The sequence below is a fragment of the Dehalobacter sp. genome (genome assembly GCA_023667845.1).
GTDB lineage: Bacteria > Bacillota > Desulfitobacteriia > Desulfitobacteriales > Syntrophobotulaceae > Dehalobacter.
On the sequence record JAMPIU010000050.1, the window covers coordinates 44,404 to 70,234 of the forward strand.

General features: G+C 46.1%; 34 protein-coding genes. All 34 read left to right on the forward strand.

The window, feature by feature from the left end; translation table 11 throughout:
- The first annotated feature begins 44 nt into the window (after window positions 1–44).
- The 34 genes from rplL (at window position 45) to rpsM (ending at window position 25,823) form a co-directional block, all read left to right on the forward strand.
- Entirely contained in the window at window positions 45–422 is a 378-nt protein-coding gene (gene rplL, locus NC238_02430) for a 50S ribosomal protein L7/L12 (GenBank protein MCM1564811.1), read from the forward strand.
- Between the two features lie 559 nt (window positions 423–981).
- Entirely contained in the window at window positions 982–4,422 is a 3,441-nt protein-coding gene (gene rpoB / locus NC238_02435; GenBank protein MCM1564812.1) for a DNA-directed RNA polymerase subunit beta, read from the forward strand.
- Between the two features lie 76 nt (window positions 4,423–4,498).
- The gene (rpoC, locus tag NC238_02440; protein MCM1564813.1) at window positions 4,499–7,924 is read left to right on the forward strand and encodes a DNA-directed RNA polymerase subunit beta'; all 3,426 of its coding nucleotides are present in this window, start codon (window positions 4,499–4,501) and stop codon (window positions 7,922–7,924) included.
- Window positions 7,925–8,168: 244 nt separating this feature from the next.
- Window positions 8,169–8,420 (forward strand): ribosomal L7Ae/L30e/S12e/Gadd45 family protein, encoded by a 252-nt coding sequence (locus NC238_02445; GenBank protein ID MCM1564814.1) that lies wholly within the window; start codon window positions 8,169–8,171, stop codon window positions 8,418–8,420.
- An 80-nt stretch (window positions 8,421–8,500) separates the two neighbouring features.
- Window positions 8,501–8,920, forward strand: coding sequence for a 30S ribosomal protein S12 (gene rpsL, locus NC238_02450; protein ID MCM1564815.1), 420 nt, complete (start codon window positions 8,501–8,503; stop codon window positions 8,918–8,920).
- Window positions 8,921–9,003: 83 nt separating this feature from the next.
- The gene (gene rpsG / locus NC238_02455; GenBank protein ID MCM1564816.1) at window positions 9,004–9,474 is read left to right on the forward strand and encodes a 30S ribosomal protein S7; all 471 of its coding nucleotides are present in this window, start codon (window positions 9,004–9,006) and stop codon (window positions 9,472–9,474) included.
- A 63-nt stretch (window positions 9,475–9,537) separates the two neighbouring features.
- Complete coding sequence (gene fusA / locus NC238_02460; protein ID MCM1564817.1) at window positions 9,538–11,616, forward strand: elongation factor G; 2,079 nt, start codon at window positions 9,538–9,540, stop codon at window positions 11,614–11,616.
- Between the two features lie 59 nt (window positions 11,617–11,675).
- On the forward strand, window positions 11,676–12,878 hold the full coding sequence (gene tuf, locus NC238_02465; GenBank protein MCM1564818.1) for an elongation factor Tu: 1,203 nt from the start codon (window positions 11,676–11,678) through the stop codon (window positions 12,876–12,878).
- A 160-nt stretch (window positions 12,879–13,038) separates the two neighbouring features.
- Window positions 13,039–13,344, forward strand: coding sequence for a 30S ribosomal protein S10 (gene rpsJ, locus NC238_02470; GenBank protein MCM1564819.1), 306 nt, complete (start codon window positions 13,039–13,041; stop codon window positions 13,342–13,344).
- A 179-nt stretch (window positions 13,345–13,523) separates the two neighbouring features.
- Window positions 13,524–14,153 carry a 50S ribosomal protein L3 gene (gene rplC, locus NC238_02475; GenBank protein ID MCM1564820.1) on the forward strand — a complete coding sequence of 210 codons (630 nt, stop codon included), beginning with the start codon at window positions 13,524–13,526 and terminating at the stop codon, window positions 14,151–14,153.
- A gap of 25 nt (window positions 14,154–14,178) precedes the next feature.
- The gene (rplD, locus tag NC238_02480) at window positions 14,179–14,811 is read left to right on the forward strand and encodes a 50S ribosomal protein L4 (GenBank protein MCM1564821.1); all 633 of its coding nucleotides are present in this window, start codon (window positions 14,179–14,181) and stop codon (window positions 14,809–14,811) included.
- A complete protein-coding gene (gene rplW, locus NC238_02485; protein ID MCM1564822.1) occupies window positions 14,804–15,091 on the forward strand; it encodes a 50S ribosomal protein L23 in 288 nt (95 codons plus the stop codon). The genes rplD and rplW overlap by 8 nt, the downstream gene beginning before the upstream one ends.
- A gap of 26 nt (window positions 15,092–15,117) precedes the next feature.
- A complete protein-coding gene (gene rplB / locus NC238_02490) occupies window positions 15,118–15,948 on the forward strand; it encodes a 50S ribosomal protein L2 (GenBank protein ID MCM1564823.1) in 831 nt (276 codons plus the stop codon).
- A gap of 18 nt (window positions 15,949–15,966) precedes the next feature.
- The gene (gene rpsS, locus NC238_02495) at window positions 15,967–16,248 is read left to right on the forward strand and encodes a 30S ribosomal protein S19 (protein ID MCM1564824.1); all 282 of its coding nucleotides are present in this window, start codon (window positions 15,967–15,969) and stop codon (window positions 16,246–16,248) included.
- A gap of 20 nt (window positions 16,249–16,268) precedes the next feature.
- The gene (gene rplV / locus NC238_02500) at window positions 16,269–16,610 is read left to right on the forward strand and encodes a 50S ribosomal protein L22 (GenBank protein MCM1564825.1); all 342 of its coding nucleotides are present in this window, start codon (window positions 16,269–16,271) and stop codon (window positions 16,608–16,610) included.
- A gap of 7 nt (window positions 16,611–16,617) precedes the next feature.
- Window positions 16,618–17,277, forward strand: coding sequence for a 30S ribosomal protein S3 (gene rpsC / locus NC238_02505; protein ID MCM1564826.1), 660 nt, complete (start codon window positions 16,618–16,620; stop codon window positions 17,275–17,277).
- Between the two features lies 1 nt (window position 17,278).
- Window positions 17,279–17,731 (forward strand): 50S ribosomal protein L16, encoded by a 453-nt coding sequence (gene rplP, locus NC238_02510; protein MCM1564827.1) that lies wholly within the window; start codon window positions 17,279–17,281, stop codon window positions 17,729–17,731.
- Window positions 17,718–17,918: a 50S ribosomal protein L29 gene (gene rpmC, locus NC238_02515; protein MCM1564828.1), complete on the forward strand. Its 201-nt coding sequence runs from the start codon at window positions 17,718–17,720 to the stop codon at window positions 17,916–17,918. The genes rplP and rpmC overlap by 14 nt, the downstream gene beginning before the upstream one ends.
- A 22-nt stretch (window positions 17,919–17,940) precedes the next feature.
- Window positions 17,941–18,201, forward strand: coding sequence for a 30S ribosomal protein S17 (gene rpsQ, locus NC238_02520; GenBank protein MCM1564829.1), 261 nt, complete (start codon window positions 17,941–17,943; stop codon window positions 18,199–18,201).
- Window positions 18,202–18,243: 42 nt separating this feature from the next.
- Window positions 18,244–18,612, forward strand: a complete 369-nt coding sequence (gene rplN, locus NC238_02525; GenBank protein ID MCM1564830.1) for a 50S ribosomal protein L14 — start codon at window positions 18,244–18,246, stop codon at window positions 18,610–18,612.
- A 27-nt stretch (window positions 18,613–18,639) separates the two neighbouring features.
- Window positions 18,640–18,984 carry a 50S ribosomal protein L24 gene (gene rplX / locus NC238_02530; protein ID MCM1564831.1) on the forward strand — a complete coding sequence of 115 codons (345 nt, stop codon included), beginning with the start codon at window positions 18,640–18,642 and terminating at the stop codon, window positions 18,982–18,984.
- A 21-nt stretch (window positions 18,985–19,005) separates the two neighbouring features.
- Window positions 19,006–19,545, forward strand: a complete 540-nt coding sequence (gene rplE, locus NC238_02535) for a 50S ribosomal protein L5 (protein ID MCM1564832.1) — start codon at window positions 19,006–19,008, stop codon at window positions 19,543–19,545.
- A 20-nt stretch (window positions 19,546–19,565) separates the two neighbouring features.
- Entirely contained in the window at window positions 19,566–19,745 is a 180-nt protein-coding gene (locus tag NC238_02540; GenBank protein MCM1564833.1) for a type Z 30S ribosomal protein S14, read from the forward strand.
- Window positions 19,746–19,830: 85 nt separating this feature from the next.
- Window positions 19,831–20,175: a 30S ribosomal protein S8 gene (gene rpsH / locus NC238_02545; protein ID MCM1564834.1), complete on the forward strand. Its 345-nt coding sequence runs from the start codon at window positions 19,831–19,833 to the stop codon at window positions 20,173–20,175.
- 18 nt (window positions 20,176–20,193) lie between these two features.
- The gene (rplF, locus tag NC238_02550) at window positions 20,194–20,736 is read left to right on the forward strand and encodes a 50S ribosomal protein L6 (GenBank protein MCM1564835.1); all 543 of its coding nucleotides are present in this window, start codon (window positions 20,194–20,196) and stop codon (window positions 20,734–20,736) included.
- A 43-nt stretch (window positions 20,737–20,779) separates the two neighbouring features.
- Window positions 20,780–21,148, forward strand: a complete 369-nt coding sequence (gene rplR, locus NC238_02555; protein MCM1564836.1) for a 50S ribosomal protein L18 — start codon at window positions 20,780–20,782, stop codon at window positions 21,146–21,148.
- A 24-nt stretch (window positions 21,149–21,172) separates the two neighbouring features.
- Window positions 21,173–21,670 (forward strand): 30S ribosomal protein S5, encoded by a 498-nt coding sequence (gene rpsE, locus NC238_02560; protein ID MCM1564837.1) that lies wholly within the window; start codon window positions 21,173–21,175, stop codon window positions 21,668–21,670.
- A gap of 38 nt (window positions 21,671–21,708) precedes the next feature.
- Window positions 21,709–22,152 (forward strand): 50S ribosomal protein L15, encoded by a 444-nt coding sequence (rplO, locus tag NC238_02565; GenBank protein ID MCM1564838.1) that lies wholly within the window; start codon window positions 21,709–21,711, stop codon window positions 22,150–22,152.
- Between the two features lies 1 nt (window position 22,153).
- Complete coding sequence (secY, locus tag NC238_02570) at window positions 22,154–23,443, forward strand: preprotein translocase subunit SecY (protein ID MCM1564839.1); 1,290 nt, start codon at window positions 22,154–22,156, stop codon at window positions 23,441–23,443.
- 12 nt (window positions 23,444–23,455) lie between these two features.
- Window positions 23,456–24,097 (forward strand): adenylate kinase, encoded by a 642-nt coding sequence (locus tag NC238_02575; protein ID MCM1564840.1) that lies wholly within the window; start codon window positions 23,456–23,458, stop codon window positions 24,095–24,097.
- A gap of 6 nt (window positions 24,098–24,103) precedes the next feature.
- A complete protein-coding gene (gene map / locus NC238_02580) occupies window positions 24,104–24,856 on the forward strand; it encodes a type I methionyl aminopeptidase (GenBank protein ID MCM1564841.1) in 753 nt (250 codons plus the stop codon).
- Between the two features lie 38 nt (window positions 24,857–24,894).
- Window positions 24,895–25,113 carry a translation initiation factor IF-1 gene (infA, locus tag NC238_02585; GenBank protein MCM1564842.1) on the forward strand — a complete coding sequence of 73 codons (219 nt, stop codon included), beginning with the start codon at window positions 24,895–24,897 and terminating at the stop codon, window positions 25,111–25,113.
- A 20-nt stretch (window positions 25,114–25,133) separates the two neighbouring features.
- Entirely contained in the window at window positions 25,134–25,247 is a 114-nt protein-coding gene (rpmJ, locus tag NC238_02590; protein MCM1564843.1) for a 50S ribosomal protein L36, read from the forward strand.
- A 204-nt stretch (window positions 25,248–25,451) separates the two neighbouring features.
- The gene (rpsM, locus tag NC238_02595; GenBank protein ID MCM1564844.1) at window positions 25,452–25,823 is read left to right on the forward strand and encodes a 30S ribosomal protein S13; all 372 of its coding nucleotides are present in this window, start codon (window positions 25,452–25,454) and stop codon (window positions 25,821–25,823) included.
- The last annotated feature ends 8 nt before the right edge of the window (window positions 25,824–25,831 follow it).

The following is a 25,831-nucleotide window of genomic DNA, read 5'->3' on the forward strand; positions in this document are numbered from 1 at the left end:
CCAAAAATAAAAAATATGTGAATTATTTTAAGGAGGATATTTTAATGTCCAAAACTGCTGAAATTTTAGAAGCCGTAAAAGGTATGACCGTTCTTGAGCTTGCTGAGCTCGTTAAAGCTTTCGAAGAAGAGTTTGGTGTAAGCGCTGCTGCTCCCGCAGCTGTTATGGCTGCCCCGGCAGCTGGCGCTGCTGCTCCTGTTGCTGAAGAGCAAACAGAATTTGATGTTATCCTGACCAGCGCTGGTGCTGCAAAGATCAACGTCATCAAAGTTGTTCGTGAAATCACTGGCCTGGGCTTAAAAGAAGCTAAAGATCTTGTTGACGGCGCACCGAAACCTGTCAAAGAAAAAATTGCCAAAGAAGAAGCTGAAGCCATCAAAGCTAAACTTGTTGAAGCTGGTGCCGGCGTAGACGTAAAATAATCTGAAACGAAAAATGTACCGCAGACTGAACCGGCCATGCTTAAGCCGGTTCAGTTTTTATTTGACGCCGGGTGCTCATGGATGTCAAATGTGTTCTGAACCAGGCTAATGGAATATTGAGTAGAAACAGGCAAAAAATATCTAAATGCCTTTAACTTTTTGGAATTTAATATATAATAATAGATATTTAACCTATAATGTCAGAACAATCTTGCAGGGATGATGATTAGTAAATAAAATATACTTGACAAATATCGGTATACTTGTTAGGATTAATAACTGTCACTGTGATCTTAAGTTAAGACAAACCAATAAAGTTGGGAGATAATAGTGTGGATGTATTGCATCTCATGTGAGGCAGCTCCATAAACATTGAAGCGAGGTTTTTTCCCAAAAAGCCTTGCTTTTGGTTGTTTATGCCTATCTGCTCTTTGCTTTTTGGTGTTTGGATAGTAATGGATATTTGTATTAAGGTATTCGCAAACAATTATAATTATTTCTTGATTATCTAGTTTTCTGTTGGAACGATCAGGAAAAAACACTGGAAGGGTGAAACGGCATGGTGAATCCTATCAAAGTTGGAACAAGAGAACGGGCAAGTTATGCGAGGCTTCGGGAAGTTCTGGATATGCCCAACTTAATCGAAATTCAACAGAATTCCTACGAGTGGTTTCTGAAGGAAGGGCTTCGCGAAATGTTTCGCGACATTTCCCCAATTCAGGATTTTACCGGAAATCTGGTTTTGGAATTCATAGACTACAGCCTCGGCGATCCAAAATATGAGGTCGAGGAATGCAAAGAACGTGACGTTACGTTTGCAGCACCTCTCAGAGTCAAAGTACGCCTTATTAATAAGGAAACAGGAGAGGTTAAGGAGCAGGAAGTGTTCATGGGGGACTTTCCCCTGATGACCGATAAAGGCACCTTCATTATTAATGGTGCGGAACGTGTTATTGTCAGTCAGTTGGTAAGATCGCCCGGCGTTTATTATTCTGAAACAATCGACACCAGCGGTAAAAAACTTTACGGCGCAACAATTATTCCGAACCGTGGTGCCTGGCTGGAATTTGAGACAGATATTAATGATAATATTTTTGTCCGGGTTGACAGAACCCGTAAACTACCGGCTACGGTACTGGTCAGAGCCCTTGGCTATTCAACCAATGGCCGGATCCTCGAAGCGTTCGATGACAATGAGAACGTTAAAATTACGCTGGAAAGAGACAATACGGAATCAACGGAAGAAGCGCTAGTTGAGATTTATAAACGTCTTCGTCCTGGAGAACCGCCTACGGTGGAGAGTGCCCGCAGTCTTCTGGAATCCTTGTTCTTTGATCCCAGAAGATATGATCTGGCAAAAGTAGGCCGTTATAAGCTGAACAACAAACTGGGTCTGGATATTCCCAAGAACATACGGCATTTAACATCCGAGGACATCATCGCATCGATTTCTCGGATGCTTAAAATAATTAATGGTGAAGGACATATTGATGATATTGATCACCTTGGCAACAGACGTTTGCGTTCGGTTGGCGAGCTTCTTCAGAATCAGTTCAGAATCGGTCTCTCCCGTATGGAGAGAGTGGTAAGAGAGAGAATGACGATTCAGGACATTGAGGGGATTACACCTCAGGTGCTGATCAATATACGTCCAGTCGTGGCCGCAATTAAAGAGTTTTTTGGAAGCAGCCAGTTATCACAGTTTATGGACCAGACCAATCCACTGGCCGAGCTTACGCATAAACGCCGTCTCAGCGCGCTGGGACCTGGTGGTTTAAGCAGAGAGAGAGCCGGATTTGAAGTGCGCGACGTGCATCATTCCCACTATGGCCGGATGTGCCCGATTGAAACGCCTGAGGGTCCGAACATTGGTTTGATTGGTTCACTAAGCACATATGGACGCATTAATGAGTATGGCTTTATTGAGGCACCTTACCGCAAAGTAGAAAATGGCAAAGTGACGGATGAGATCCATTACTTAACAGCTGATGAAGAGGAAAAATATATTATTGCCCAGGCCAATGCCGCTGTTGGTGAAAATGGGGAGTTTTTAAGCGAGAAGATCGAAGCGCGCCACGGCGAAGATTTCGTCCTGGTTCCGCCGGTAAACATTCAGTATATGGACGTTTCGCCGAAGCAGATGGTATCGATTGCGACCGCCTTGATTCCATTCCTCGAGCATGACGATGCTAACCGTGCTCTGATGGGTTCCAACATGCAGCGTCAGGCTGTGCCTCTACTCAAAACAGATGCGCCGTATATTGGCACCGGCATGGAGTATAAGGCTGCTGTTGATTCCGGTGTCTGTCTGGTTTCTCCAAAAGAAGGAACTGCTTTACGGGTTACTTCCGATGAGATCATCATTCAAAACAATGACGGCACAACAACCCGGAATAGACTTTTGAAATACACGCGCAGCAACCAGGGAACCTGTATCAATCAGAAACCGATTGTTGTCAAAGGCCAGAGAATCGATGCTGGTCAGGTAATTGCCGACGGCCCGTCAACAGATAACGGAGAACTTGCCCTCGGGCGAAACGTTCTGGTAGCGTTTATGCCCTGGGAAGGATACAACTATGAGGATGCTATTCTGATCAGCGAGAAGCTGGTGAAAGAAGATTATTTTACGTCCATTCATATTGAGGAATACGAAGCAGATGCCCGGGATACCAAACTTGGGCCTGAAGAGATTACCAGAGATATTCCAAACGTCGGAGAAGATGTTTTGAAAGATCTTGACGAACGTGGTATTATCCGGATCGGTGCCGAAGTGCGCCCTGGAGATATCTTAGTGGGCAAGGTTACTCCGAAAGGGGAAACGGAGCTTACGGCTGAAGAACGCCTGCTAAGAGCAATCTTTGGTGAGAAAGCCAGAGAAGTCAGGGATACTTCTTTACGTGTTCCGCATGGCGAGGCCGGAAAAGTTGTTGATGTTAAAGTATTTAAGCGCGAGAACGGCGATGAACTGGCCCCTGGGGTCAACCAACTCGTAAGAGTCTATATTGCCCAGAAACGTAAGATATCCGTCGGCGATAAAATGGCTGGAAGACACGGAAACAAAGGGGTTATTTCCAGAATTATGCGCCAGGAGGATATGCCTTTCATGCCGGACGGCACGCCGATTGAAATCGTTCTGAATCCGCTCGGTGTTCCATCTCGTATGAATATCGGACAGGTTCTGGAAACCCATCTTGGTTGGGCGGCGAAAGCACTGGGCATGTATATTGCCACACCGGTTTTTGACGGAGCCAGAGAAGATGATGTCTTTGATACCTTGAGAAAGGCCGGACTTCCCGGACATGGAAAATCCGTTCTTTATGACGGCCGTACCGGTGAGCCTTTTGATAATGAAGTTACTGTTGGCTACATGTATATGCTGAAACTTCACCATCTTGTTGATGACAAGATCCATGCCCGTTCTACAGGTCCGTACTCGCTGGTCACCCAGCAGCCGCTCGGCGGTAAAGCGCAGTTCGGCGGTCAACGCTTCGGAGAGATGGAAGTTTGGGCACTTGAAGCTTATGGCGCATCGTTTACGCTGCAGGAGATACTTACTGTTAAGTCCGATGATGTGGTAGGTAGGGTCAAGACCTACGAAGCAATTGTCAAAGGTGAGAATATTCCTGAGCCGGGCGTGCCAGAATCATTTAAGGTACTCATCAAGGAATTGCAGAGCCTTGGACTTGATGTTTCCGTACTTTCGGAAGAAGATCAGGAAATTGAAATTAAGGATCTGGATGATGATGTCACAGAAGCTGCCCATGAACTGGGAATGGATGATCAGTATTCCGTGATTGATGTCAATGACGAAAGCGGCATTGGCTATGATAATGAAGATGAGACTCTTGATGAAGATTTGGATGGCGATTTGAATGACAAAACTGAAGATTTCCCTGTCCTGAGTGTTCCCGAGTCTGACCTTGGTAATGATCTTGTTAATGATCTGGACAATGATTTCAGCGACAACATGGATGACGATTTTGATCCGGATTACAAGTAAAGTGTGCGTTTAGATCGAGAAAGCTTGATGGGCGAAAGGAGAGAATACCGTGCTTGATGTGAATAATTTTGAGAGGATGCGTATCGGGTTGGCTTCTCCGGAGATGATCCGCAAATGGTCCTATGGGGAAGTAAAAAAACCTGAAACCATTAATTACCGCACCTTAAAGCCCGAAAGAGAAGGTCTTTTCTGTGAAAAAATATTTGGCCCTACCCGTGACTGGGAGTGCCACTGCGGTAAATATAAGAGAGTCCGTTATAAAGGCATTATTTGTGACCGATGCGGTGTTGAAGTAACGAGGTCTAAAGTCCGCCGCGAGAGAATGGGACATATTGAGCTGGCTGCGCCGGTTTCCCATATCTGGTACTTCAAAGGGATTCCGAGCAGAATGGGGCTTCTGCTGGACATGTCACCGCGTTCCCTGGAAAAAGTTCTATATTTTGTCGCGTATATCGTTGTTGATCCAAAGGATACCTCCCTGATGAAAAAACAGCTTCTTACCGAGACAGAATACCGGGAGGCCAGGGAAAAATACGGCAGTGGCTTCAAGGCAGAGATGGGTGCTGAGGCCATCAAGGCGTTATTGGCCGAGATTGATCTAGATAAACTGAACGAAGAACTTCGCACCGAGCTTAAGGAAGTGTCCGGTCAGCGAAAAATCAGGGCGATCAGACGTCTGGAGGTTGTCGAAGCATTTAAACAGTCCGGAAACAGTCCGGAATGGATGGTTCTTGATGCGATCCCGGTTATTCCACCAGAACTGCGGCCGATGGTTCAGCTGGACGGCGGAAGGTTTGCAACCTCCGACCTGAATGATCTGTACCGCAGGGTTATTAATAGAAATAACAGGCTGAAAAAGCTTCTTGACCTTGGCGCTCCGGATATTATTGTCCGGAACGAAAAAAGAATGCTTCAAGAAGCTGTTGACGCACTGATTGACAATGGCCGTCGCGGACGGCCTGTTACCGGACCCGGCAACAGGCCGCTAAAATCGTTAAGTGATATGCTGAAAGGTAAGCAGGGAAGATTCCGTCAGAACCTTTTAGGAAAACGTGTTGACTATTCCGGTCGTTCTGTTATCGTTGTAGGGCCGACACTGAAGCTTTCCCAGTGCGGGTTGCCGAAAGAGATGGCGATTGAGCTGTTTAAGCCTTTCGTGATGAAAAACTTAGTTAATGAGGGTTATGCTCATAATATTAAAAGCGCCAAGCGAATGGTGGAAAGGGTAAGACCGGAAGTATGGGATGTCCTGGAAAAAGTCATTGCTGAGCATCCAGTGCTCCTGAACCGTGCCCCAACGCTGCACAGACTTGGAATTCAGGCTTTTGAGCCTATCCTTGTCGAAGGTAAGGCTCTGCAGATTCACCCGCTCGTTTGTACGGCTTACAATGCTGACTTCGATGGGGACCAGATGGCGGTTCACGTGCCGCTTTCCGCTGAGGCCCAGTCTGAAGCTCGGCTGCTGATGCTGTCTGCGCACAATATCCTGAACCCGAAAGACGGACGCCCGGTAGCTTCACCAACCAAAGATATGGTTCTGGGCTGCTACTATCTGACAATGGAAAGACCTGGAGCCCTTGGGGAAGGCAAGATCTTCAAGGATCTGGATGAAGCGGTTCTGGCGTACAATTCCAAAGCTGTCCATCTTCAAGCCTTGATCAAGGTGCGCAAGGATGGAGAACTTCTGGAGACAACGACAGGAAGACTCATTTTCAATACCGTTATTCCTGAAGAAGCCGGTTATATAAACGAAATGGTCACTAAGAAGTCTTTAGATAAAATTGTTGCCAAGACTTACCGTTTTTGTGGTTACGAGAAGACAGCCTTATTGCTGGACGGAATAAAAAATCTAGGCTTTAAGTTTTCGACACGAGCCGGAGTCACGGTCGGTATTGACGATATCCAGGTTCCCGAAGTCAAGAGAACGATTCTGGCCGAGGCGGATATTGCTGTTGCCAAGACCGAACAGCAGTACCGACGAGGTCTTATTACCGATGAGGAGCGCAAGATCCTTGTTATCGAAATCTGGACTAAAGCCAATGATTCCGTAACGAAAGCTTTGATGGAATCACTGGATAAGTTTAATCCGGTTTATATGATGGCCAATTCCGGAGCGCGTGGTAATATTCAGCAGCTGCGTCAGCTGGCAGGGATGCGCGGACTGATGGCAGACCCGTCAGGCCGAACGATTGAACTGCCTATTAAAGCCAACTTCCGTGAAGGCCTGACTGTGTTGGAATACTTTATCTCTTCGCACGGTGCGCGTAAAGGTTTGGCCGACACCGCACTCAGAACTGCCGACTCCGGGTATCTGACCCGCAGACTCGTCGATGTATCCCAGGATGTCATTGTCCGGGAGGATGATTGCGGCTCCGATAAAGGCATTATGGTCGAAGACATCAAGGAAGGCAGTGAAATGATCGAAAAACTGGAAGAACGTCTGGTAGGACGCTTCCTGGTAAGAGAGATCCGTCATCCTGAAACAGGCGAACTGCTGGCTTCTCCCGATTACGAAATCAGTGAAGAACAAGCTAAAGCGATTGCTGATGTTTATGACAAAGTTGAGATAAGGTCCGTGCTGAACTGTAAGACCCGTTACGGCGTTTGCAAGAAATGCTACGGCAGAAACCTTGCCACCGGACGTCAGGTTGAAATCGGCGAAGCAGTCGGCATTATCGCTGCCCAATCTATCGGTGAACCTGGAACCCAGCTTACGATGCGTACTTTCCACACCGGTGGTGTTGCTGGAGACGACATTACTCAGGGTCTGCCGAGGGTAGAGGAACTGTTTGAAGCACGCAAGCCCAAAGGCCAGGCGATTATCTCCGAAATCAGTGGCACGATTACGATCAGAGAAGTCAAAGGCCGCAGAGAAGTGGAAGTCACGAGCGAAACCGGGGAACAAGGAATCTATACCATACCGTTTGGTTCCCGCCTCAAAGTCAAGAATGGCCAGGTCATTTCCCCTGGTGACGAATTGACCGAAGGCAGCATTAACCCTCATGATACGCTGAAGATCAAGGGAATAATCGGTGTACAGGTCTATCTGCTCGGAGAAGTGCAGCGGGTATACCGTCTGCAGGGCGTTGATATCAATGACAAGCATATCGAGGTGATGGTCCGGCAGATGCTCAGAAAAGTTAAGATAGAAGAAGCCGGAGACACCAGCCTTCTACCCGGCGGACTGATCGATATCTTCGAGTTTGAGGAGGAAAACGCGAAAGTCTTGCAGGAAGGCGGAGAACCTGCTGAATGCCGTCCGGTTCTGCTCGGAATTACCAAGGCTTCTCTCGCTACCGATTCCTTCCTCTCGGCAGCATCCTTCCAGGAGACAACCAGAGTACTCACGGAAGCTGCTATTAAAGGAAAAGTCGATCCGTTGATTGGCCTGAAAGAGAATGTCATCATCGGAAAACTAATCCCTGCCGGTACCGGGATGTCCAAATACCGCACCCTGAAGGTCACAGACAGCGGGGCCCTTCAGTCCAGGACTGAAGTGTAGTACCATGTCAACCCTAAATCTTGTATATCCTGGCGGCAGATTTCTTGTAATACTGCGTTGTCGTCAATCGGCATACGCTAGTATGCCTCAATCCTCCGTCTTGTCTTACAAAAAATCTGCTCACCATTATATTACAATTTCAGAGTTGACAAGGTACTAGCATAATTGTATTCTTGACACGAATATAGGTGACTGCTAAAATAATATAGTCTGATTTTAGGATAGGGGAGGAGAGCATTTTAAAATGCTTGATGAATCTATAAAAAAAACGCAAAGAGTTGTGGTTGGTCTTAAACAAACCAGCCGGGCGCTGGAGAAAGGTGAAGTCGGCAGTATTTATCTTGCCAAGGATGCAGATAAAAAGCTTCTTCGCCCGATCCTGGAGATGTGTGCTGTCAGACAAATTGAAATCAAGGAAGTTCCTACGATGACTGAATTGGGTAAAGCCTGTGGTATTAAAGTGGGTGCTGCAGTCGCAGCCATTCTGAATGACTAGGGTTCCTATAAACAGCTTTCTTGGTTGCCAAAAACCATCTGATTTTTGTAGAATAATTATTACAGGAAGGAGGTGCAGTTATGCCGACAATTCATCAGCTTATCCGCAAAGGGAGAGAAAAGGTTATTGCAAAATCGACCGCTCCTGCTCTGCAATGGGGACATAATTCACTGAAACGCAAGGATTTTCCTTCGGGTGGTTCTCCGCAAAAGAGAGGGGTATGTACGAGAGTGTATACCACAACACCTAAAAAACCGAATTCTGCTCTGAGAAAGGTAGCCCGTGTCCGCCTGACCAATGGCATTGAAATAACCACGTATATTCCTGGAATCGGCCATAACCTTCAGGAACACTCCGTAGTTCTGGTTCGTGGAGGCCGTGTTAAGGATCTTCCGGGCGTACGTTATCATATCGTTCGTGGGGCATTGGATACAACCGGTGTTCAAAACCGTAGTCAGGCTCGTTCCAAGTATGGGGCCAAGAGACCTAAGAAAAAATAATGTATAAGTATCGTAGCCTAAAATATGTTATATTTTGGCTGCACTCTATTTTATTGCAGTGTTTTTAGAAAGGAGGAATACAGTTGCCCAGAAAAGGTTATATTGCGAAAAGAGAGATCCTGCCGGATCCAATCTATAAGAATAAGACCGTTACAAAATTTATTAACCAGATTATGCTTGACGGCAAAAAAGGTGTTGCTGAATCGAATTGCTATAATGCCTTTCAGATTATTCAAGATAAGACCGGTAAAGATCCGATCGAAGTATTTGAGACAGCATTAAAAAATGTTATGCCTGTATTAGAAGTCAAAGCACGCAGAGTCGGTGGTGCCAACTATCAGGTGCCGATCGAAGTACGTGTGGACCGTCGTCTGACCCTAGGCCTGCGCTGGCTGGTTGAGTATGCCCGTAAAAGGGGAGAAAAAACCATGCAGGAAAAACTGGCCGGAGAGCTAATGGATGCTGCCAACAATACTGGCGGTTCTTATAAGAAAAAAGAAGATACCCATAAAATGGCCGAAGCAAACAAGGCTTTTGCCCATTATCGCTGGTAATCACAATGATTAGCTTGGGGTTACTTTAGAGTTTATTTATCTGGATAGAAAGGCTGATAATAAGTGGCAAGGCAAGTTCCCTTGGAGAAAACTCGGAATATCGGCATCATGGCGCATATTGATGCTGGAAAGACCACAACCACAGAGCGCATCTTATTTTACACTGGCCGTGTTCATAAAATCGGTGAAGTGCATGATGGTGCTGCCACGATGGATTGGATGGTTCAGGAGCAGGAGCGTGGGATTACCATTACTTCTGCAGCTACCACCTGTCAATGGAAAGGGCACAATGTTAATATCATCGACACACCCGGGCACGTTGATTTTACCGTTGAGGTCGAGCGCTCTCTGCGTGTACTGGACGGCGCTGTAGCGGTGTTCTGTTCAGTTGGCGGTGTTGAGCCTCAGTCGGAAACAGTTTGGCGCCAGGCCGACAAATACGGTGTACCTCGTATCGCTTATATAAATAAGATGGACAGAGTCGGTGCGGATTTTTTCCGTGGAGTTTCCATGATTGTTGACCGCCTGGGATCAAATCCTGTTCCTATTCAGCTTCCGATTGGAACTGAAGATAAATTTAGCGGATTTGTTGATTTGGTTACCATGAAAGCAACGGTGTACACGGATGACCTCGGGACAGCAAGTGATGTATCCGAAATCCCTGAAGACATGGTTTCACTGGCAATGGAGTACCGTGAAAAATTACTGGAAGCGGTTTCCGATGTCGATGAAGAATTGATGTTAAAGTATCTTGAGGGCGGAGATATTACTGAACAAGAAATTAAGAACGCAATTCGCATAGGTACAATTGGATTGAAATTTATCCCGGTTTTATGCGGATCATCTTTCAAGAACAAAGGGGTTCAACCTTTGCTTGACGCTGTTGTCGATTATATGCCGTCACCACTCGATGTGCCTGCTATTAAAGGTGTCGATCCGGATACCGGTGAGGAAGACGTGCGTCATTCCGATGATAACGCACCTTTTTCAGCATTGGCATTTAAAATTATGTCGGATCCTTATGTCGGAAAATTGACGTTCTTCCGCGTTTATTCCGGAACGCTCAGCGCGGGTTCTTATATCACGAACTCGACGAAGGGTAAGAAGGAAAGAATTGGCCGAATTCTGAGAATGCACGCCAATCACCGGGAGGATGTTGATGAAGTCCGCGCTGGAGATATTGCAGCAGCTGTCGGAATTAAAGATGTCAGTACCGGAGATTCCCTGTGTGATGAGAAAAATCCAATTATTCTTGAAGCGATGGTATTCCCCGAACCCGTTATCCATATCTCGATTGAGCCGAAAACGAAAGCCGACCAGGAGAGACTTGGTGGTTCGCTTGCGAAGCTCGCTGAAGAAGATCCTACTTTCAAAATGCGCACAGACGAAGAGACTGGACAGACAATTATTTCTGGTATGGGAGAACTTCATCTGGAGATTATCGTAGATAGACTGATGAGAGAATTTAAAGTCGATTGTAATGTTGGTCGTCCGCAGGTTGCCTATAAAGAAACGATCCGTAAGACTGTCAAAGCTGAAGGTAAATATGTAAGACAGTCCGGCGGACGTGGACAGTATGGACATTGCTGGGTGGAATTCCAACCTCTTGAACCTGGTTCAGGTTTTGTTTTCGAAAGCAAAATCGTTGGAGGATCTATTCCTAAAGAATACATCAATCCAATTGGAGCGGGTATTGAGGAAGCATTACAAAATGGAATTCTCGCGGGTTATCCAGTTTTGGATGTTAAGGCTACGGTAGTTGATGGCTCATACCATGATGTAGACTCTTCGGAAATGGCTTTCAAAATAGCTGGTTCTATGGCATTTAAAGCTGCGGCAATGAAGGCAGATCCGGCAATTCTTGAACCTATGATGAGAGTTGAAGTAACGGTTCCTGAAGAATATATGGGAGACGTCATTGGTGACCTTAACTCGAGAAGAGGAAGAATCGAAGGAATGGAAACCCGTTCGGGCGCCCAGATTATTCGCGGTTTCGTACCTCTCTCGGAAATGTTTGGTTATTCAACGGAACTCCGTTCCCGCACCCAAGGTAGGGGTGTATATAGCATGCAGACTGACCACTATGAGGAAGTGCCCAAGAATATTGCCGAAGGCATCATTGCCAAGAGGCAGGGGGCTTAATATAGAAATTAGCTGCAAATCATATCAATTTTAAATTTTTTTTAAGGAGTGAAACTTCAATGGGTAAACAAAAATTTGACCGTTCCAAACCGCACGTTAACGTAGGCACAATTGGCCACGTTGACCATGGTAAAACAACAACGACTGCTGCGATTACATTCGTTTTGTCCAAGGTCGGCGGTGCTGTAGCAACTGCATTTGATCAGATCGACAAAGCGCCTGAAGAGCGTGAACGCGGGATTACGATTTCTACCGCTCACGTTGAGTATGAAACGGCAAACCGTCACTATGCGCACGTTGACTGCCCGGGCCATGCTGACTATGTTAAAAACATGATCACCGGTGCTGCTCAGATGGACGGTGCCATCCTGGTTGTATCCGCTGCTGACGGCCCGATGCCTCAGACGCGTGAACACATCCTTCTTGCCCGTCAGGTAGGTGTGCCTTACATCGTTGTATGGCTGAACAAAGTTGACATGGTTGATGATCCTGAACTTCTCGAACTGGTTGAAATGGAAGTTCGTGAGCTGTTAAGTGAATATGAATTTCCCGGCGATGATATCCCTGTTATTCCCGGTTCCGGACTCAAAGCTCTGGAGTGCGGATGCGGACAGAGAGACTGCGAATGGTGCGGCAAAATCTGGAATCTGATGGATGCTGTTGACAGCTATATTCCTCAACCGGAACGTGCTGTAGACAAACCGTTCCTGATGCCTGTAGAAGATGTCTTCACGATCACTGGTCGTGGTACTGTTGCTACCGGCCGTGTAGAGCGTGGTGTCCTTAAAGTCGGCGATGAAATTGAAATCGTTGGTCTTTCTGAAAAACCGCGTAAGAGTGTTTGCACAGGCGTTGAAATGTTCCGTAAACTGCTCGATCAGGCTCAGGCCGGTGACAATATCGGCGCTCTGCTGCGTGGTGTTGAGCGCAAAGACATTGAGCGCGGACAGGTTCTGGCTAAACCAGGAAGTATTAAACCGCATACGAAGTTTAGCGGTGAAGTTTACATTCTGAGTAAAGAAGAAGGCGGACGTCATACGCCGTTCTTCAACAACTACCGTCCTCAATTCTACTTCAGAACAACCGACGTTACTGGTGTAATCAAACTCCCAGAAGGCACAGAAATGATTATGCCTGGTGACCGCGTATCCATCGAGTGCGAATTGATCACCCCCATTGCTATGGAAGAGGGACTCCGCTTCGCTATCCGTGAAGGCGGACGTACTGTTGGGTCCGGCGTTGTAGCCAAAGTTGTCGAATAATTAGCTGCTGATATTAAGGGAAGCTGCCAGAGATTGTCTGCACAGCTTCCCTGATGCTCTCTACGCAAAAGGTTGCTGTCTTCGGTGACTCCGCCGTAAGGCAGGGAATTTTTGCGCCAATAGTCCTGTTTAACAGGCGATATATTTAGGAGGTAAAGAAATGAACCAAAAGATTAGAATTCGGCTGAAGGCCTTTGACCACAAAACGCTTGATCAGTCGGCAGAAAGAATTGTTGATACCGCGAAAAGAACCGGTGCGAGCGTCAATGGGCCAATACCCCTTCCGACCGAAAAGAGTATTTACACTATTTTACGTTCTCCGCATGTCAACAAGGATTCCCGTGAACAGTTTGAAATGAGAACGCACAAGAGATTGATCGATATTATTGATCCTACCTCGAAAACAGTGGATGCACTGATGAGACTGGATCTGCCTTCCGGTGTAGATATCGAAATTAAATTATAATTAGAGTCTGGCGTTTTTTTAGAATATGTGGTAGAATAGATATGTTTGTGACACGAAACACCCGGAGGTGTGGAACGCCTTTGGGGTAAGTGTTGCTAAACGCATATAATATATTAATTGATTACACTCTCGTGCCCCGTTTCAGACGGTGCACTTCAAAGTGTACAGGAGGTGGCGTCGTGTCTAGAGGAATTCTGGGTAAAAAAGTGGGTATGACCCAAATTTTTGCAGAAGATGGAAAAGTGATTCCGGTGACTGTTGTTCAGGCCGGTCCTTGTTATGTCCTGCAGAAAAAAACTGAAGCTTCAGACGGTTATAATGCAATTCAGGTTGGTTTTGATGAGAAAAGAGAAAATCTTGCAACTAAACCTGAAAAAGGTCATTTCAAAAAATCCGGTGTCAAATTCATGCGCTTCATCAAGGAATTCAGAACTGCTGAGGCAGATTCCTTCGAAGTTGGTCAGGAAATCAAAGCAGATATCTTCGCAGCCGGTGACAAAGTTGATGTAGTCGGAACTTCCAAAGGTAAGGGCTTTGCTGGTATGCATAAGCGTCATGGAGCCCGCCGCGGACCCATGGGTCATGGATCAAAATATCATCATCGTACAGGTTCCATGGGCGCGAAAGGGCCGGCTCGTGTTTTCAAGGGAAGAAATTTACCTGGACGGATGGGCGGAGAAAGAGTTACGGTTCAAAACCTTGAAGTTGTAAGGGTTGATACTGATAAAAACTACATCCTTATTCGAGGATGCGTACCTGGTGCTAAAAAAAGCCTGCTGATACTGAAAGAATCGGTTAAAGCGAAATAATCCGTGAGGAAAGGAGGATAAAGCAATGCCTAAGGTACAGGTTGTAAATATGCAAGGATCTCCGGTTGGAGAAATGGAATTAAATGAAACGATATTTGGAATAGAGCCCAATACCCATGTTATGCATTCCGCTGTTGTAGCCCAGCTGGCCAACGCCAGAGTTGGCACCCATTCTACATTAGGTCGAAGTGAAGTCAGAGGCGGCGGTCGCAAGCCTTGGAAACAAAAAGGAACAGGTCGGGCCAGAGCCGGCACGATCCGTTCACCGCTCTGGAGAGGCGGCGGCATCGTATTTGGACCAAAACCAAGAGACTATAGTAAAAAGCTTCCTAAGAAAGTAAAGAGACTGGCTCTGTGCTCGGCACTTTCCAGCAAAGTGATTGACAACAGTCTGATCGTAGTTGATCAAATCAGCTTTGAGCAGCCAAAAACCAAAGAAATGGTTAAACTTCTGGAAGCTCTGAAAATTGATAAAAAAGCGCTTCTCGTTGTCGAGAACAATGACGATAATAACGTTCTGGTCTCTGCGCGCAACATTCAGGGAGTGCTTACCTCAAGAGCAGATGCCTTAAATGTTATAGATCTTTTAAAATATGATTTTGTGGTATTTACCAAGGCGGCTGTGATGAGGACTGAGGAGGTGCTGAGCAATGCGTGATGCTCGTGACGTGCTGATTCGACCGGTCATTTCTGAAAAATCGGTCGGATTGGTAGAGGAAAACAAATACTCCTTCTGGGTTAGCACTGCAGCTAATAAGATTGAAATCAAATCAGCTGTAGAGAAAATGTTCAAAGTTAAAGTTGATGACGTTCGCACCATGAAGGTTAAAGGAAAAGAAAAACGCCAGGGCCGTTATTCGGGCATGACACCTACCAGGAAGAAAGCTATCGTAACCCTGAAGGCCGGCGACAAAATTGAAGGATTTGCAGGTCTGTAGTTTTAAGGCAAAGGAGGTAGAAAAAAATGCCAATTAGATCGTACAAACCAACATCTCCGGGACGCAGACAGATGACTGTACTGAATTTCGATGAGATTACCAGGAATGAGCCTGAACGTTCCCTTATCGCCCCCCTGCGCAAGAAGGCTGGAAGGAATAATACAGGACGTTTGACAGTCCGTCACCAAGGCGGCGGTCATAAGAGACGTTATCGTCTGATAGATTTTAAAAGAATCAAAGATGGCGTTCCTGCCAAGGTTGCTAGCATTGAATATGATCCGAACCGTTCTGCTAACATCGCTCTTCTGAACTATGCTGACGGCTTTAAAAGTTACATTATTGCTCCCAATGGACTTAAGGTGGGCCAGGAAATTGTAAGCGGCGAACAGGCCGATATTAAAGTCGGCAATACGTTAAAGCTTAAGAATATTCCGGTCGGAACACTGATTCATAATATTGAGATGAAACCCGGCAAAGGCGGCCAGTTAGTCCGTTCAGCTGGTGGATCAGCTCAGTTGATGGCCAAAGAAGGCAGTTATGCAACACTCAGACTCCCGTCGGGAGAAATGAGAATGATCCACATCGAGTGCCGGGCCACGATTGGCCAGGTCGGGAACTTGGATTATGAAAACGTGACGATCGGTAAAGCCGGAAGATCCCGTTGGCTTGGGATTCGTCCGACAGTCCGTGGTTCAGTCATGAACCCATGTGATCACCCCCACGGCGGTGGTGAAGGACGTAACCCGATTGGACGTAATCCTGTCACGCCTTGGGGTAAACCCGCCCTTGGCGCCAAGACCAGGAAAAAGAAGAACCAAAGCAATAAGTTCATTGTCAAGCGTAGAGATAAGAAGTAAGCGAAAGGAGACCTCATAATGGGCAGATCTCTAAAAAAGGGACCTTATGTCAGCGCTCGTTTGTTAGAACGGGTGGAAGATATGAATAAAAACGGCGAGAAGAGAGTATTGAAGACTTGGTCCAGACGATCCACCATTTTCCCGCAGATGATTGGTCATACGATTGCCGTCCATGACGGACGCAAGCATGTACCTGTTTATATTACAGAAGATATGGTTGGGCATAAACTTGGTGAATTTGCACTGACCCGGACTTTCAAAGGACATGCCGGAAGTGAAAAATCGAGCGGCTTACGCTAGTTGAGAGGAGGTAAAGAAAAATGGAAACAAAAGCAGTTGCTAAATTTATCCGTATCTCTCCTCGCAAGGTGCGCCTGGTTGTAGATCTGATTCGCGGTAAGAAAGTTGAAGAAGCGATGGCGATCTTGAAATTTACGCCGAATATATCTGCTGAACCGGTTGGCAAGGTGCTGAAGTCAGCAGTAGCAAACGCGGAACACAACCTGGAAATGAGTCCGGATGATCTGTATGTTACCAAAGTATTCGTTGATCAAGGACCAACCTTAAAGCGTATCATGCCTCGGGCGCAAGGAAGAGCTGACAGGATCCGCAAACGGACCAGTCACATTACCGTTGTCGTCGGGGATAAGAAGGAGGAATAGGCAAAGCATGGGTCAAAAAGTTAACCCCAAAGGTCTTCGTATTGGCATTATCCGTTCGTGGGAAGGCCGTTGGTATGCTGATAAGAACTACAGGGAGCTCCTCCACGAAGACTTAAAAATCCGTAAATTTGTAACCAACAAACTCCAACAAGCCGGAGTTCCTAAAGTTGAAATAGAGCGCGCTGCAAACCGGGTCAAAGTATCTGTTCATGCCGCAAAACCCGGGATCGTAATTGGCCGCGGTGGCGCTGAAGTCGAGAACCTGCGCAAGGCATTAGAAACAATGACCGGCAAACAGGTTGCAGTTAATATTGTTGAAATTAAAAAGCCTGAACTGGATGCCAAGCTGGTGGCTGACAGTGTCGCTCAGCAACTTGAAAAACGTATTTCCTTCCGGAGAGCGATGAAACAGACCGTAGGCCGCACCATGCGTGCAGGCGCTCAAGGGATCAAGATTTCATGCAGCGGACGTCTGGGTGGAGCTGAAATTGCCCGTACAGAATGGTATAACGAGGGAAAAGTTCCTCTTCATACGCTGCGCGCAGACATTGACTACGGATTTTCCGAAGCCAATACAACGTATGGCAAAATCGGCGTAAAAGTATGGATTTACCGTGGAGAAGTTCTTCCGACTAAGAAGTCCGTTCAGGAGGAAGGAGGATTATAAAATGTTAGTACCAACCAGGGTGAAGCATCGTAAACAACATCGTCCGAGCCTTAAAGGAAAGGCTCAGAGAGGTACTAAAGTAGTTTACGGTGAATATGGACTTATGGCGCTCGAGAATGCCTGGGTTACCAACCGGCAGATTGAGGCAGCTCGTATTGCAATGACCCGTTACATTAAGCGTGGCGGTAAAGTATGGATAAATATCTTTCCTGACAGGCCGATAACTGCAAAACCGGCTGAGACCAGAATGGGTAGTGGTAAAGGTACTCCGGAATACTGGATTGCTGTTATCAAACCCAACAGAGTCATGTTTGAACTGGCCGGTGTTTCTGAGGAAGTTGCCCGTGAAGCGTTAAGGCTCGCAGCTCATAAACTTCCGATTAAATGCAAGTTTGTCCGCAAAGAGGATCAGACTGAAGAACAGGTTGGAGGTGGCGCAGATGGCGAAGAATAAGAATTTCCCTGATATGACCGATGAAGAGCTCCTGAAACAGATTGACGGGCTCAAAACGGAATTATTCAATTTGCGTTTCCAATTAGCTACCGGACAACTTGATAACCCGATGCGGATCAAAGAGGTCCGTAAAGGGATCGCGAGAGGCAAAACCATTCTCCGTGAGCGCGAGCTCAAACGTGCTTAAGGTAGGAAAGGAGGCAAAAACATTGGAAAGAACAATGCGCAAAACGCAATATGGCAAAGTTGTCAGCGATAAAATGGATAAAACGATTGTTGTTGCAATTGAAACCAGAAAAAAACATCCAATCTATCATAAAACAGTAAAGGTTACCAAAAAATATAAGGCGCATGATGAGAATAACGAGGCTAAACTAGGGGATACCGTCCTGATTATGGAGACCAGACCGTTAAGCAAAGAAAAGAACTGGAGACTGGTCAAAGTTGTTGAAAAAGCGGTTATTCTCTAAGCCAAGGAAATATCAAGCAGCTAAGAAAGGAGGTTCCGCCCAATGATTCAGGCTGAATCAACCCTTAAAGTGGGAGATAATACCGGAGCAAAAAAACTTTTATGTATCCGTGTGTTGGGTGGTTCTAAACGTCGTTACGCATCAATTGGTGATATCATCGTTGCTGCGGTTAAAGAAGCAACACCAGGCGGCGTTGTCAAAAAAGGTGATGTTGTCAAAGCTGTTGTTGTCCGTACTACCAAAGAAATTAAAAGACCAGACGGTTCATATATTCGATTCTCCGAAAATGCGGCAGTTATTATCAAAGATGACAAGAGTCCGAAAGGAACGCGTATTTTTGGACCTGTTGCCCGTGAACTCAGAGAAAAAGATTACATGAAAATCGTTTCGCTGGCACCGGAAGTACTATAGAAAAAACCGGACGGAGGTGAATAAATAATGTCCGCCGAAAGAACAAAAGTAAACGTCAGAAAAGGCGATATGGTCATGGTGATAACCGGCAAGGACGCCGGAAAAAAAGGCAAGGTTCTTGAAGTTCTAACCCAGAAGGGCAGAGTTGTGGTCGAGAAGGTCAACGTTGTAAAGAAACATCAGAAACCGACCAAAGATATGCCCCAAGGTGGAATTGTCGATAAAGAAGCTCCGATTCACAGCTCCAATGTGATGCTGTTTTGCACAGAATGTAATTCTGTCACCAGGAAGAGTGTTAAGATTACTGGAGAAGGTAAAGTAAGAGTCTGCAAGAATTGCGGACACAATTTGCCGGAAGAAAATAAGAAGTAATTCTGGAAGGGAGGTACTCTGGTGGCTCGCTTAAGAGATTATTATAAAAATGAGATAACCCCGGCTCTGCAGAAAAAATTTGATTATAAGAATATTATGCAAACACCGCGTTTGGAAAAAGTGGTTATCAATATAGGTTTGGGAGAAGCAATTCAAAATCCGAAAGCCATTGATTCCGCTGTAGATGATCTCATGACGATTACGGGTCAGAAACCGGTCGTAACACGGGCGAAGAAGTCGATCGCAGCATTTAAGCTTCGTGCAGGCATGCCGATTGGCGTGAAGGTTACTTTAAGAGGTGACCGGATGTATGAGTTTGTTGACAGGCTGCTGAACGTAGCGCTTCCTCGTGTCAGAGATTTTCAGGGAGTATCCGCCAAGGCATTTGACGGCAGAGGCAATTATACCCTCGGCATTAAAGAGCAGCTCATTTTCCCGGAAATTAACTTTGACAAAATTGATAAAATTAGAGGTATGGATATCGTCTTTGTAACAACGGCCAATACGGATGAAGAAGCAAAAGAGCTGCTTAAAGCATTCAGAATGCCGTTTAAGGACTAGATATGAAGGAGGCTTAAGATATGGCCAAGACGTCGATGATTGTTCGTCACCAACCAAAATATTCTGTACGTGTGCATAACCGCTGCAAAATATGTGGCCGCCCGCATGCTTATATGAGGAAATTTGGAATATGCAGGATATGCTTCAGAGAACTGGCTTATAAAGGCGAACTGCCTGGTGTAACGAAGGCTAGTTGGTAAGCATTATTGGAGAAAGGGGGAAATAAAAGTGTCAACAACATCAGATCCTATTGCCGATTTCCTGACACGGATCCGGAATGCCGGGATGGTTTACCACGATAAAGTAGAAATTCCTGCTTCAAGCATCAAGAAGGCTCTGGCCGAACTGCTGAAACAGGAAGGCTTTATCAAGGATTATGAATATATTGACGACAATAAACAGGGGGTCTTGAGATTATACCTCAAGTACGGCCCTAACCGGGAAAGAGTCATTACCGGTTTGAAACGTATCAGTCGTCCCGGTTTAAGAGTTTATGCAAAAAAAGACCAGATTCCTAAGGTTTTAGGAGGCTTGGGCGTTGCTGTGATATCTACCTCCAAAGGCATCATGCCTGACAGACAAGCACGCAGTGAAGGTTTGGGTGGAGAAGTTATCTGCTATATTTGGTAAAGGATGGAGGTGTAGAATATGTCTCGAATTGGTAGAAAAGCAATCACCATTCCAGGCGGGGTGGAAGTTAAACAAGAAGGTCAGGTCGTTACCGTTAAAGGCCCCAAAGGAACGCTTACCAGAGAATTCCGGCCTGAAATCGGTATTCAAGTAGAAGAAAAAACAATCAGCGTTACCCGTCCCAACGACGAACCTTTCTACCGTTCGCTTCACGGACTGACCCGCACCCTTCTTGCCAATATGGTGGAAGGTGTATCGAACGGGTTTAGCAAGAATTTGGACCTTGTCGGAGTAGGCTATCGTGCTGCTCTTTCAGGTAAAAAACTTGTGCTTACTGTCGGCAAATCTCATCCGGTTGAAATGGAACCCTATGAAGGGATTGAAATCGAAGTTCCTGCACCGAACAAGGTGATCATTAAAGGAATCGATAAGGAACAAGTCGGTAATTTTGCTGCAGATGTTCGTAAGCAACGTGAACCGGAACCGTATAAAGGTAAAGGGATTAAATACGAAAAAGAAGTCATCCGCCGCAAGGAAGGTAAAACCGGCGGTAAGAAATAAGGTAAGGGCAAAATCTCTTGCCGCGTAGAAAGGATGAAAAAGCTTGATTAAAAAGAGTGACCGCAGACAAATTTTAAAACATAAGCATAAAAGTGTCCGCAAAAGAATCCAGGGCACAGCCGAAAGACCGCGTATGGCAGTATTTAGAAGCTTAAATCATATTTATGCCCAGGTTATCAACGATGACCTTGGAATCACCCTGGCTGCAGCTTCTTCTCTCGATGCTGAGTTTAAAGCAGCAGAGCTGTCCGGAGGAAACGTTGAGGGAGCTAAAAAAGTTGGTGAACTCATTGCAAAAGAAGCGCTGGATAAAGGAATCACCAAAGTGGTCTATGACCGCGGCGGCAGCCTATATCACGGTAGAGTTGCAGCTCTGGCCGAAGCCGCTAGAGAAACAGGACTTGACTTCTAATCTTTAGAAAAGGAGGGAAAATCATTGTCAAATATCGATCCTAGTAAACTGGAGCTCACCGAGAAAATTGTACACATTGCCCGTGTTGCTAAAGTTGTCAAAGGCGGAAGACGTTTCAGCTTCAGTGCTCTGGTTGTCGTCGGCGACGGCAATGGTATTGTCGGCGCAGGACTCGGAAAAGCAACCGAAGTTCCGGAGGCTATTCGTAAAGGCGTAGAAGATGCTAAAAAGAATCTGATTGCTGTACCTTTAAAAGGAACATCGATCCCGCATCCGATTCTCGGCCAATTTGGTGCCGGCGAGGTTCTGCTGAAACCCGCTGCCAAAGGTACCGGAGTTATTGCCGGTGGTCCGGTGCGTGCTGTACTCGAAGTAGCAGGGGTTAAAGATATACTCACAAAATCACTGGGATCTTCCAATGCTCATAACGTTGTCAATGCAACGATGGCCGGCCTCAAGGCGCTGAAGCGCGACGTCGACGTTGCCAAAGCCCGCGGTAAGGCAGTGGAAGAAATACTCTAAAATAATGTATCGCAGCACCAAGTAAGGAGGTGTCCATATTGAAACTCCATGAACTCAAACCTGCAGAAGGTTCGACCAAATCACGCAAACGTGTTGGAAGAGGCAACGGCTCGGGACTTGGAAATACAGCCGGCCGTGGTAACAAGGGTCAGAAAGCCCGTTCCGGCGGTGGTGTCCGTCCCGGATTCGAAGGTGGCCAAATGCCCATTACCCGCAGACTTCCGAAACGCGGTTTTACAAATAATTTTAGAAAAGAATATGAGGTCATCAATGTATCCGATCTTGAAGAAAGATTTGAAAATGGTGAAGAAGTTACCATTGAAGCTTTATTTGAGACTGGACTCATCAATAAAGTCAAGGATGGTGTCAAAGTACTCGGAGACGGGGAATTGACCAAATCATTAACCGTAAAAGTTCATAAGGTAAGCAAAACAGCAGCAGAGAAGATTACTGCTGCCGGTGGAAAAGTAGAGGTGGAATAAATTGATACTTGAAACCCTGAAGGATGCCTGGAAAGTTCCGAGCATTAGAAAGAAAATAGGGTTCACCTTGCTTATGCTTCTGATCTTTAGGATTGGGTCTCACATCCCGATTCCGTTTATGGATCGTGAAGTGCTTCAAAACATGATGGGCAGTGGAGGATTGTTTGATTTCTTCAACACATTCTCTGGTGGCTCCCTGAAACGCTTCTCTGTATTTTCATTAAGTATCATGCCCTATATCACTGCCTCCATCATTATTCAGCTCTTAACGGTCGTCATTCCTTATCTGGAAAGACTATCAAAAGAGGGCGATCAGGGCAGAAAAAAGATTGTTCAGTATACCCGCTATGGTACTGTTGTACTTGGCTTCATCAACGGTTTTGGACTGACCATCGGCTTAAGAGGTGCGCTTACGATTCCTCAAGAGTCGCTTAGGATTCTAATTTACATTATGATTGCAATCGTACTGACCGCAGGTACAGCTTTTCTGATGTGGCTGGGCGAACAGATCACCGAAAAAGGCATTGGCAATGGCATCTCACTCATTATCTTTGCCGGTATTGTTGCTGGGATTCCAGATGCAATCAAGTACTTGGTTGGGCTGCTGCAGGTTGGCGAAATCGGTTGGATATCAATCGTAGGCTTAGTGGTTATTGCAGCGCTGATTATTGCCGCTGTTGTATTTATCCAGGAGGGCCAAAGAAGAATTCCGGTTCAATATGCCAAAAGAGTCGTCGGCCGCAAGCAATACGGTGGACAGAGCTCTCATATTCCGTTAAAAGTTAATCAGGCGGGCGTTATTCCGATTATTTTCGGTATTTCCTTAATGGCCTTTCCGGCAACCATTGCGACCTGGCTCCCACAGGACTCAGCCTTCGCTCTTTTTGCCCAGAAATGGCTGCAAATGAATGGCTCAGCCTATTCAATACCGTACTTGATCATGTATGCATTGCTCATTATTTTCTTTACCTATTTCTATACAGGAATTACCTTTAATCCTGTAGATGTCGCGGATAATCTTAAAAAGTACGGCGGTTTTATTCCTGGAATTCGTCCGGGTCGTCCGACTTCAGATTATTTGTTTAAAATCCTGAGCAGAGTGACTTTGGCAGGTGGGATATTCCTGGCACTGATTGCTGTTCTCCCCAGTCTGATCATGGGATTCACCGGAATAGATAACATCTATTTAGGTGGAACATCCCTGCTGATTGTGGTCAGCGTTGCTCTTGATACGATGAAACAGATGGAGAATCAGCTGATGCAGCGTCACTATCAAGGATTTTTAAAGTAGGAGGCGATCGAGATGAGAATGATACTCATGGGTCCTCCTGGAGCAGGAAAAGGAACACAAGCCGATTTGCTCATTGAGCATTATCATATACCCCACATTTCAACTGGGGACATGTTCAGAGCCGCAATCAAGGAACAGACTGCCCTGGGAATGAAGGCCAAAGAATACATGGATGCCGGTGGCCTTGTCCCGGATGAAGTAACGATTGGGATTGTAGCCGACAGATTGGCTCAGGCTGATTGTCAAAATGGTTTCCTTCTGGACGGGTTTCCCCGTACGGCTGCCCAGGCGGATGCATTGGCGAAAATCTTAAGCGACATGAAAATTGCTCTGGACGGAGTTATCAACATTGAACTGGGCGAAGCAGATCTCTTGGAACGGCTCACCGGAAGAAGGGTCTGCAAACAGTGCGGTGCAACCTTCCATACTGTCTTCAACGCTCCTAAACAACAGGACGTTTGTGACAAGTGCGGTGGTGCACTCTACCAGAGAAGCGATGACACACTTGAAACAGCACAAAATCGGCTGAAGGTATATAATACACAGACTGAACCCCTGATTGCATATTATAACAACCAAGGCTTGCTCAAGAGAATTCAAGGGGATAAAGAAATTAAGCAGGTTTTCAGCGATGTTCTCAGCGTGTTGGAGTAAGAAGCCATGATTGAACTGAAGAGTAAGGAACAGCTTGGCCGCATGCGGAAAGCTGGCCGGATCGTGGCAGAAACTCTGGAACTGATGCGGAAAATGGTTGCCCCGGGAGTAACTACGGAACAACTAGACAGAGCAGCGGAAGATTACATTGGCAAATGCAATGCGATTCCTGCCTTCAAAGGGTATAACGGCTTCCCCGCAACACTATGTACTTCGATTAATGAAGAAGTGGTGCATGGGATACCGGGTTTAAGGGCCCTGAAAAGTGGAGATATTATCAGTATTGATTGCGGGGCAATCATTGACGGATACGTCGGTGATTCTGCGATCACACTGCCGGTAGGAGAAATCAGCAGGGAACTTCAAAATCTGCTGGCAGTGACTGAAGAATCTCTCCGGTGTGGAATTGCCCAGGCGCTGAAAGGTAACCGGCTGTTTGATATATCCTACGCTATTCAGACGTATGTAGAAGAGAATACAATGTCGGTCGTTCGGGACTATGTAGGTCACGGAATCGGCAGAAAAATGCATGAAGAACCTCAAGTACCCAATTTTGGCAAACCCGGCAGGGGGCCGAGACTCGAGGTAGGAATGGTCCTGGCGATAGAACCAATGGTCAACTTAGGAGGCTATCAGGTTGAGACTCTTGAGAACCAGTGGACTGTAGTAACGAAAGATCGCCGAGCATCGGCGCATTTTGAACACACAGTGGCCATCACTGAAAATGGCCCGGAAATACTAACTCGAATTGAAGGCTGAAGACCGGTAAATAAATGTCAAAGGAGGGATAGGCGCAAATGTCAAAAGAAGATGTGATTGAGGTCGAAGGCAAAGTACTGGAACCATTGCCGAACGCAATGTTTACGGTAGAATTAAACAATGGTCATAAGGTACTGGCGCATGTCTCCGGCAAGATTCGGATGCATTTTATCAGAATTTTGCCTGGAGATCGGGTCACGGTGGAGCTTTCTCCCTATGACTTGACCAGAGGAAGAATTGTATACAGATTTAAGTAAGGACAAGGGAGGAATCACAGGTGAAAGTAAGACCTTCTGTGAAACCGATTTGTGAAAAGTGTAAAATTATTAGACGGCACGGAAAAGTAATGGTTATTTGCGAAAATCCGAAACATAAGCAACGCCAGGGCTAGATCGAGGATGAAGTTCGAGGTTCGAAGATCGATGATTAAGCATCAAAGATCTAGCAGACAATACCGGACAACGAACTTAGAACATCGATTAGCAATATGTGCGGGTTGTCGCCTTTGGACCGATTAACACTAACAAAGTCGGACGCTAAATATGAAAATCAAGTAACTGGAACTAATTATCGAACATGGGGGTGTGAAATTTAGATGGCACGTATCGCAGGGGTGGATATACCTCGGGACAAACGTGTTGAGGTTGCACTTACCTACATCTATGGTATCGGCAATTCTCAATCCAAAAAAATCCTGACAAAAACACAGATTAACCCTGACACCAGGGTCAAAGATCTTACAGACGACGAAGTCGCCAAGATCAGGGAAACCATTGATAAAGAATACAAGGTCGAAGGCGATCTGCGTCGGGAAGTGTCCCTTAACATTAAAAGACTGATGGAAATCGGCAGTTATCGTGGCCTTCGCCATCGTCGTGGACTACCTGTGCGCGGACAGCGGACCAAAACCAATGCCCGTACACGCAAAGGTCCCGCAAGAGCAATTGGCGGAAAGAAGAAAAAGTAAAGGGGGGC

Excerpts from the sequence above, each read along its gene's own strand:
- rplL (MCM1564811.1), top strand. The coding sequence starts at position 45 with ATGTCCAAAACTGCTGAAATTTTAGAAGCCGTAAAAGGTATGACCGTT.
- rpoB (MCM1564812.1), top strand. The coding sequence starts at position 982 with ATGGTGAATCCTATCAAAGTTGGAACAAGAGAACGGGCAAGTTATGCG.
- rpoC (MCM1564813.1), top strand. The coding sequence starts at position 4,499 with ATGCGTATCGGGTTGGCTTCTCCGGAGATGATCCGCAAATGGTCCTAT.
- NC238_02445 (MCM1564814.1), top strand. The coding sequence starts at position 8,169 with ATGCTTGATGAATCTATAAAAAAAACGCAAAGAGTTGTGGTTGGTCTT.
- rpsL (MCM1564815.1), top strand. The coding sequence starts at position 8,501 with ATGCCGACAATTCATCAGCTTATCCGCAAAGGGAGAGAAAAGGTTATT.
- tuf (MCM1564818.1), top strand. The coding sequence starts at position 11,676 with ATGGGTAAACAAAAATTTGACCGTTCCAAACCGCACGTTAACGTAGGC.
- rpsJ (MCM1564819.1), top strand. The coding sequence starts at position 13,039 with ATGAACCAAAAGATTAGAATTCGGCTGAAGGCCTTTGACCACAAAACG.
- rplD (MCM1564821.1), top strand. The coding sequence starts at position 14,179 with ATGCCTAAGGTACAGGTTGTAAATATGCAAGGATCTCCGGTTGGAGAA.
- rplW (MCM1564822.1), top strand. The coding sequence starts at position 14,804 with ATGCGTGATGCTCGTGACGTGCTGATTCGACCGGTCATTTCTGAAAAA.
- rplB (MCM1564823.1), top strand. The coding sequence starts at position 15,118 with ATGCCAATTAGATCGTACAAACCAACATCTCCGGGACGCAGACAGATG.
- rpsS (MCM1564824.1), top strand. The coding sequence starts at position 15,967 with ATGGGCAGATCTCTAAAAAAGGGACCTTATGTCAGCGCTCGTTTGTTA.
- rplV (MCM1564825.1), top strand. The coding sequence starts at position 16,269 with ATGGAAACAAAAGCAGTTGCTAAATTTATCCGTATCTCTCCTCGCAAG.
- rpsC (MCM1564826.1), top strand. The coding sequence starts at position 16,618 with ATGGGTCAAAAAGTTAACCCCAAAGGTCTTCGTATTGGCATTATCCGT.
- rplP (MCM1564827.1), top strand. The coding sequence starts at position 17,279 with ATGTTAGTACCAACCAGGGTGAAGCATCGTAAACAACATCGTCCGAGC.
- rpmC (MCM1564828.1), top strand. The coding sequence starts at position 17,718 with ATGGCGAAGAATAAGAATTTCCCTGATATGACCGATGAAGAGCTCCTG.
- rplN (MCM1564830.1), top strand. The coding sequence starts at position 18,244 with ATGATTCAGGCTGAATCAACCCTTAAAGTGGGAGATAATACCGGAGCA.
- rplX (MCM1564831.1), top strand. The coding sequence starts at position 18,640 with ATGTCCGCCGAAAGAACAAAAGTAAACGTCAGAAAAGGCGATATGGTC.
- NC238_02540 (MCM1564833.1), top strand. The coding sequence starts at position 19,566 with ATGGCCAAGACGTCGATGATTGTTCGTCACCAACCAAAATATTCTGTA.
- rpsH (MCM1564834.1), top strand. The coding sequence starts at position 19,831 with ATGGTTTACCACGATAAAGTAGAAATTCCTGCTTCAAGCATCAAGAAG.
- rplF (MCM1564835.1), top strand. The coding sequence starts at position 20,194 with ATGTCTCGAATTGGTAGAAAAGCAATCACCATTCCAGGCGGGGTGGAA.
- NC238_02575 (MCM1564840.1), top strand. The coding sequence starts at position 23,456 with ATGAGAATGATACTCATGGGTCCTCCTGGAGCAGGAAAAGGAACACAA.
- map (MCM1564841.1), top strand. The coding sequence starts at position 24,104 with ATGATTGAACTGAAGAGTAAGGAACAGCTTGGCCGCATGCGGAAAGCT.
- infA (MCM1564842.1), top strand. The coding sequence starts at position 24,895 with ATGTCAAAAGAAGATGTGATTGAGGTCGAAGGCAAAGTACTGGAACCA.
- rpsM (MCM1564844.1), top strand. The coding sequence starts at position 25,452 with ATGGCACGTATCGCAGGGGTGGATATACCTCGGGACAAACGTGTTGAG.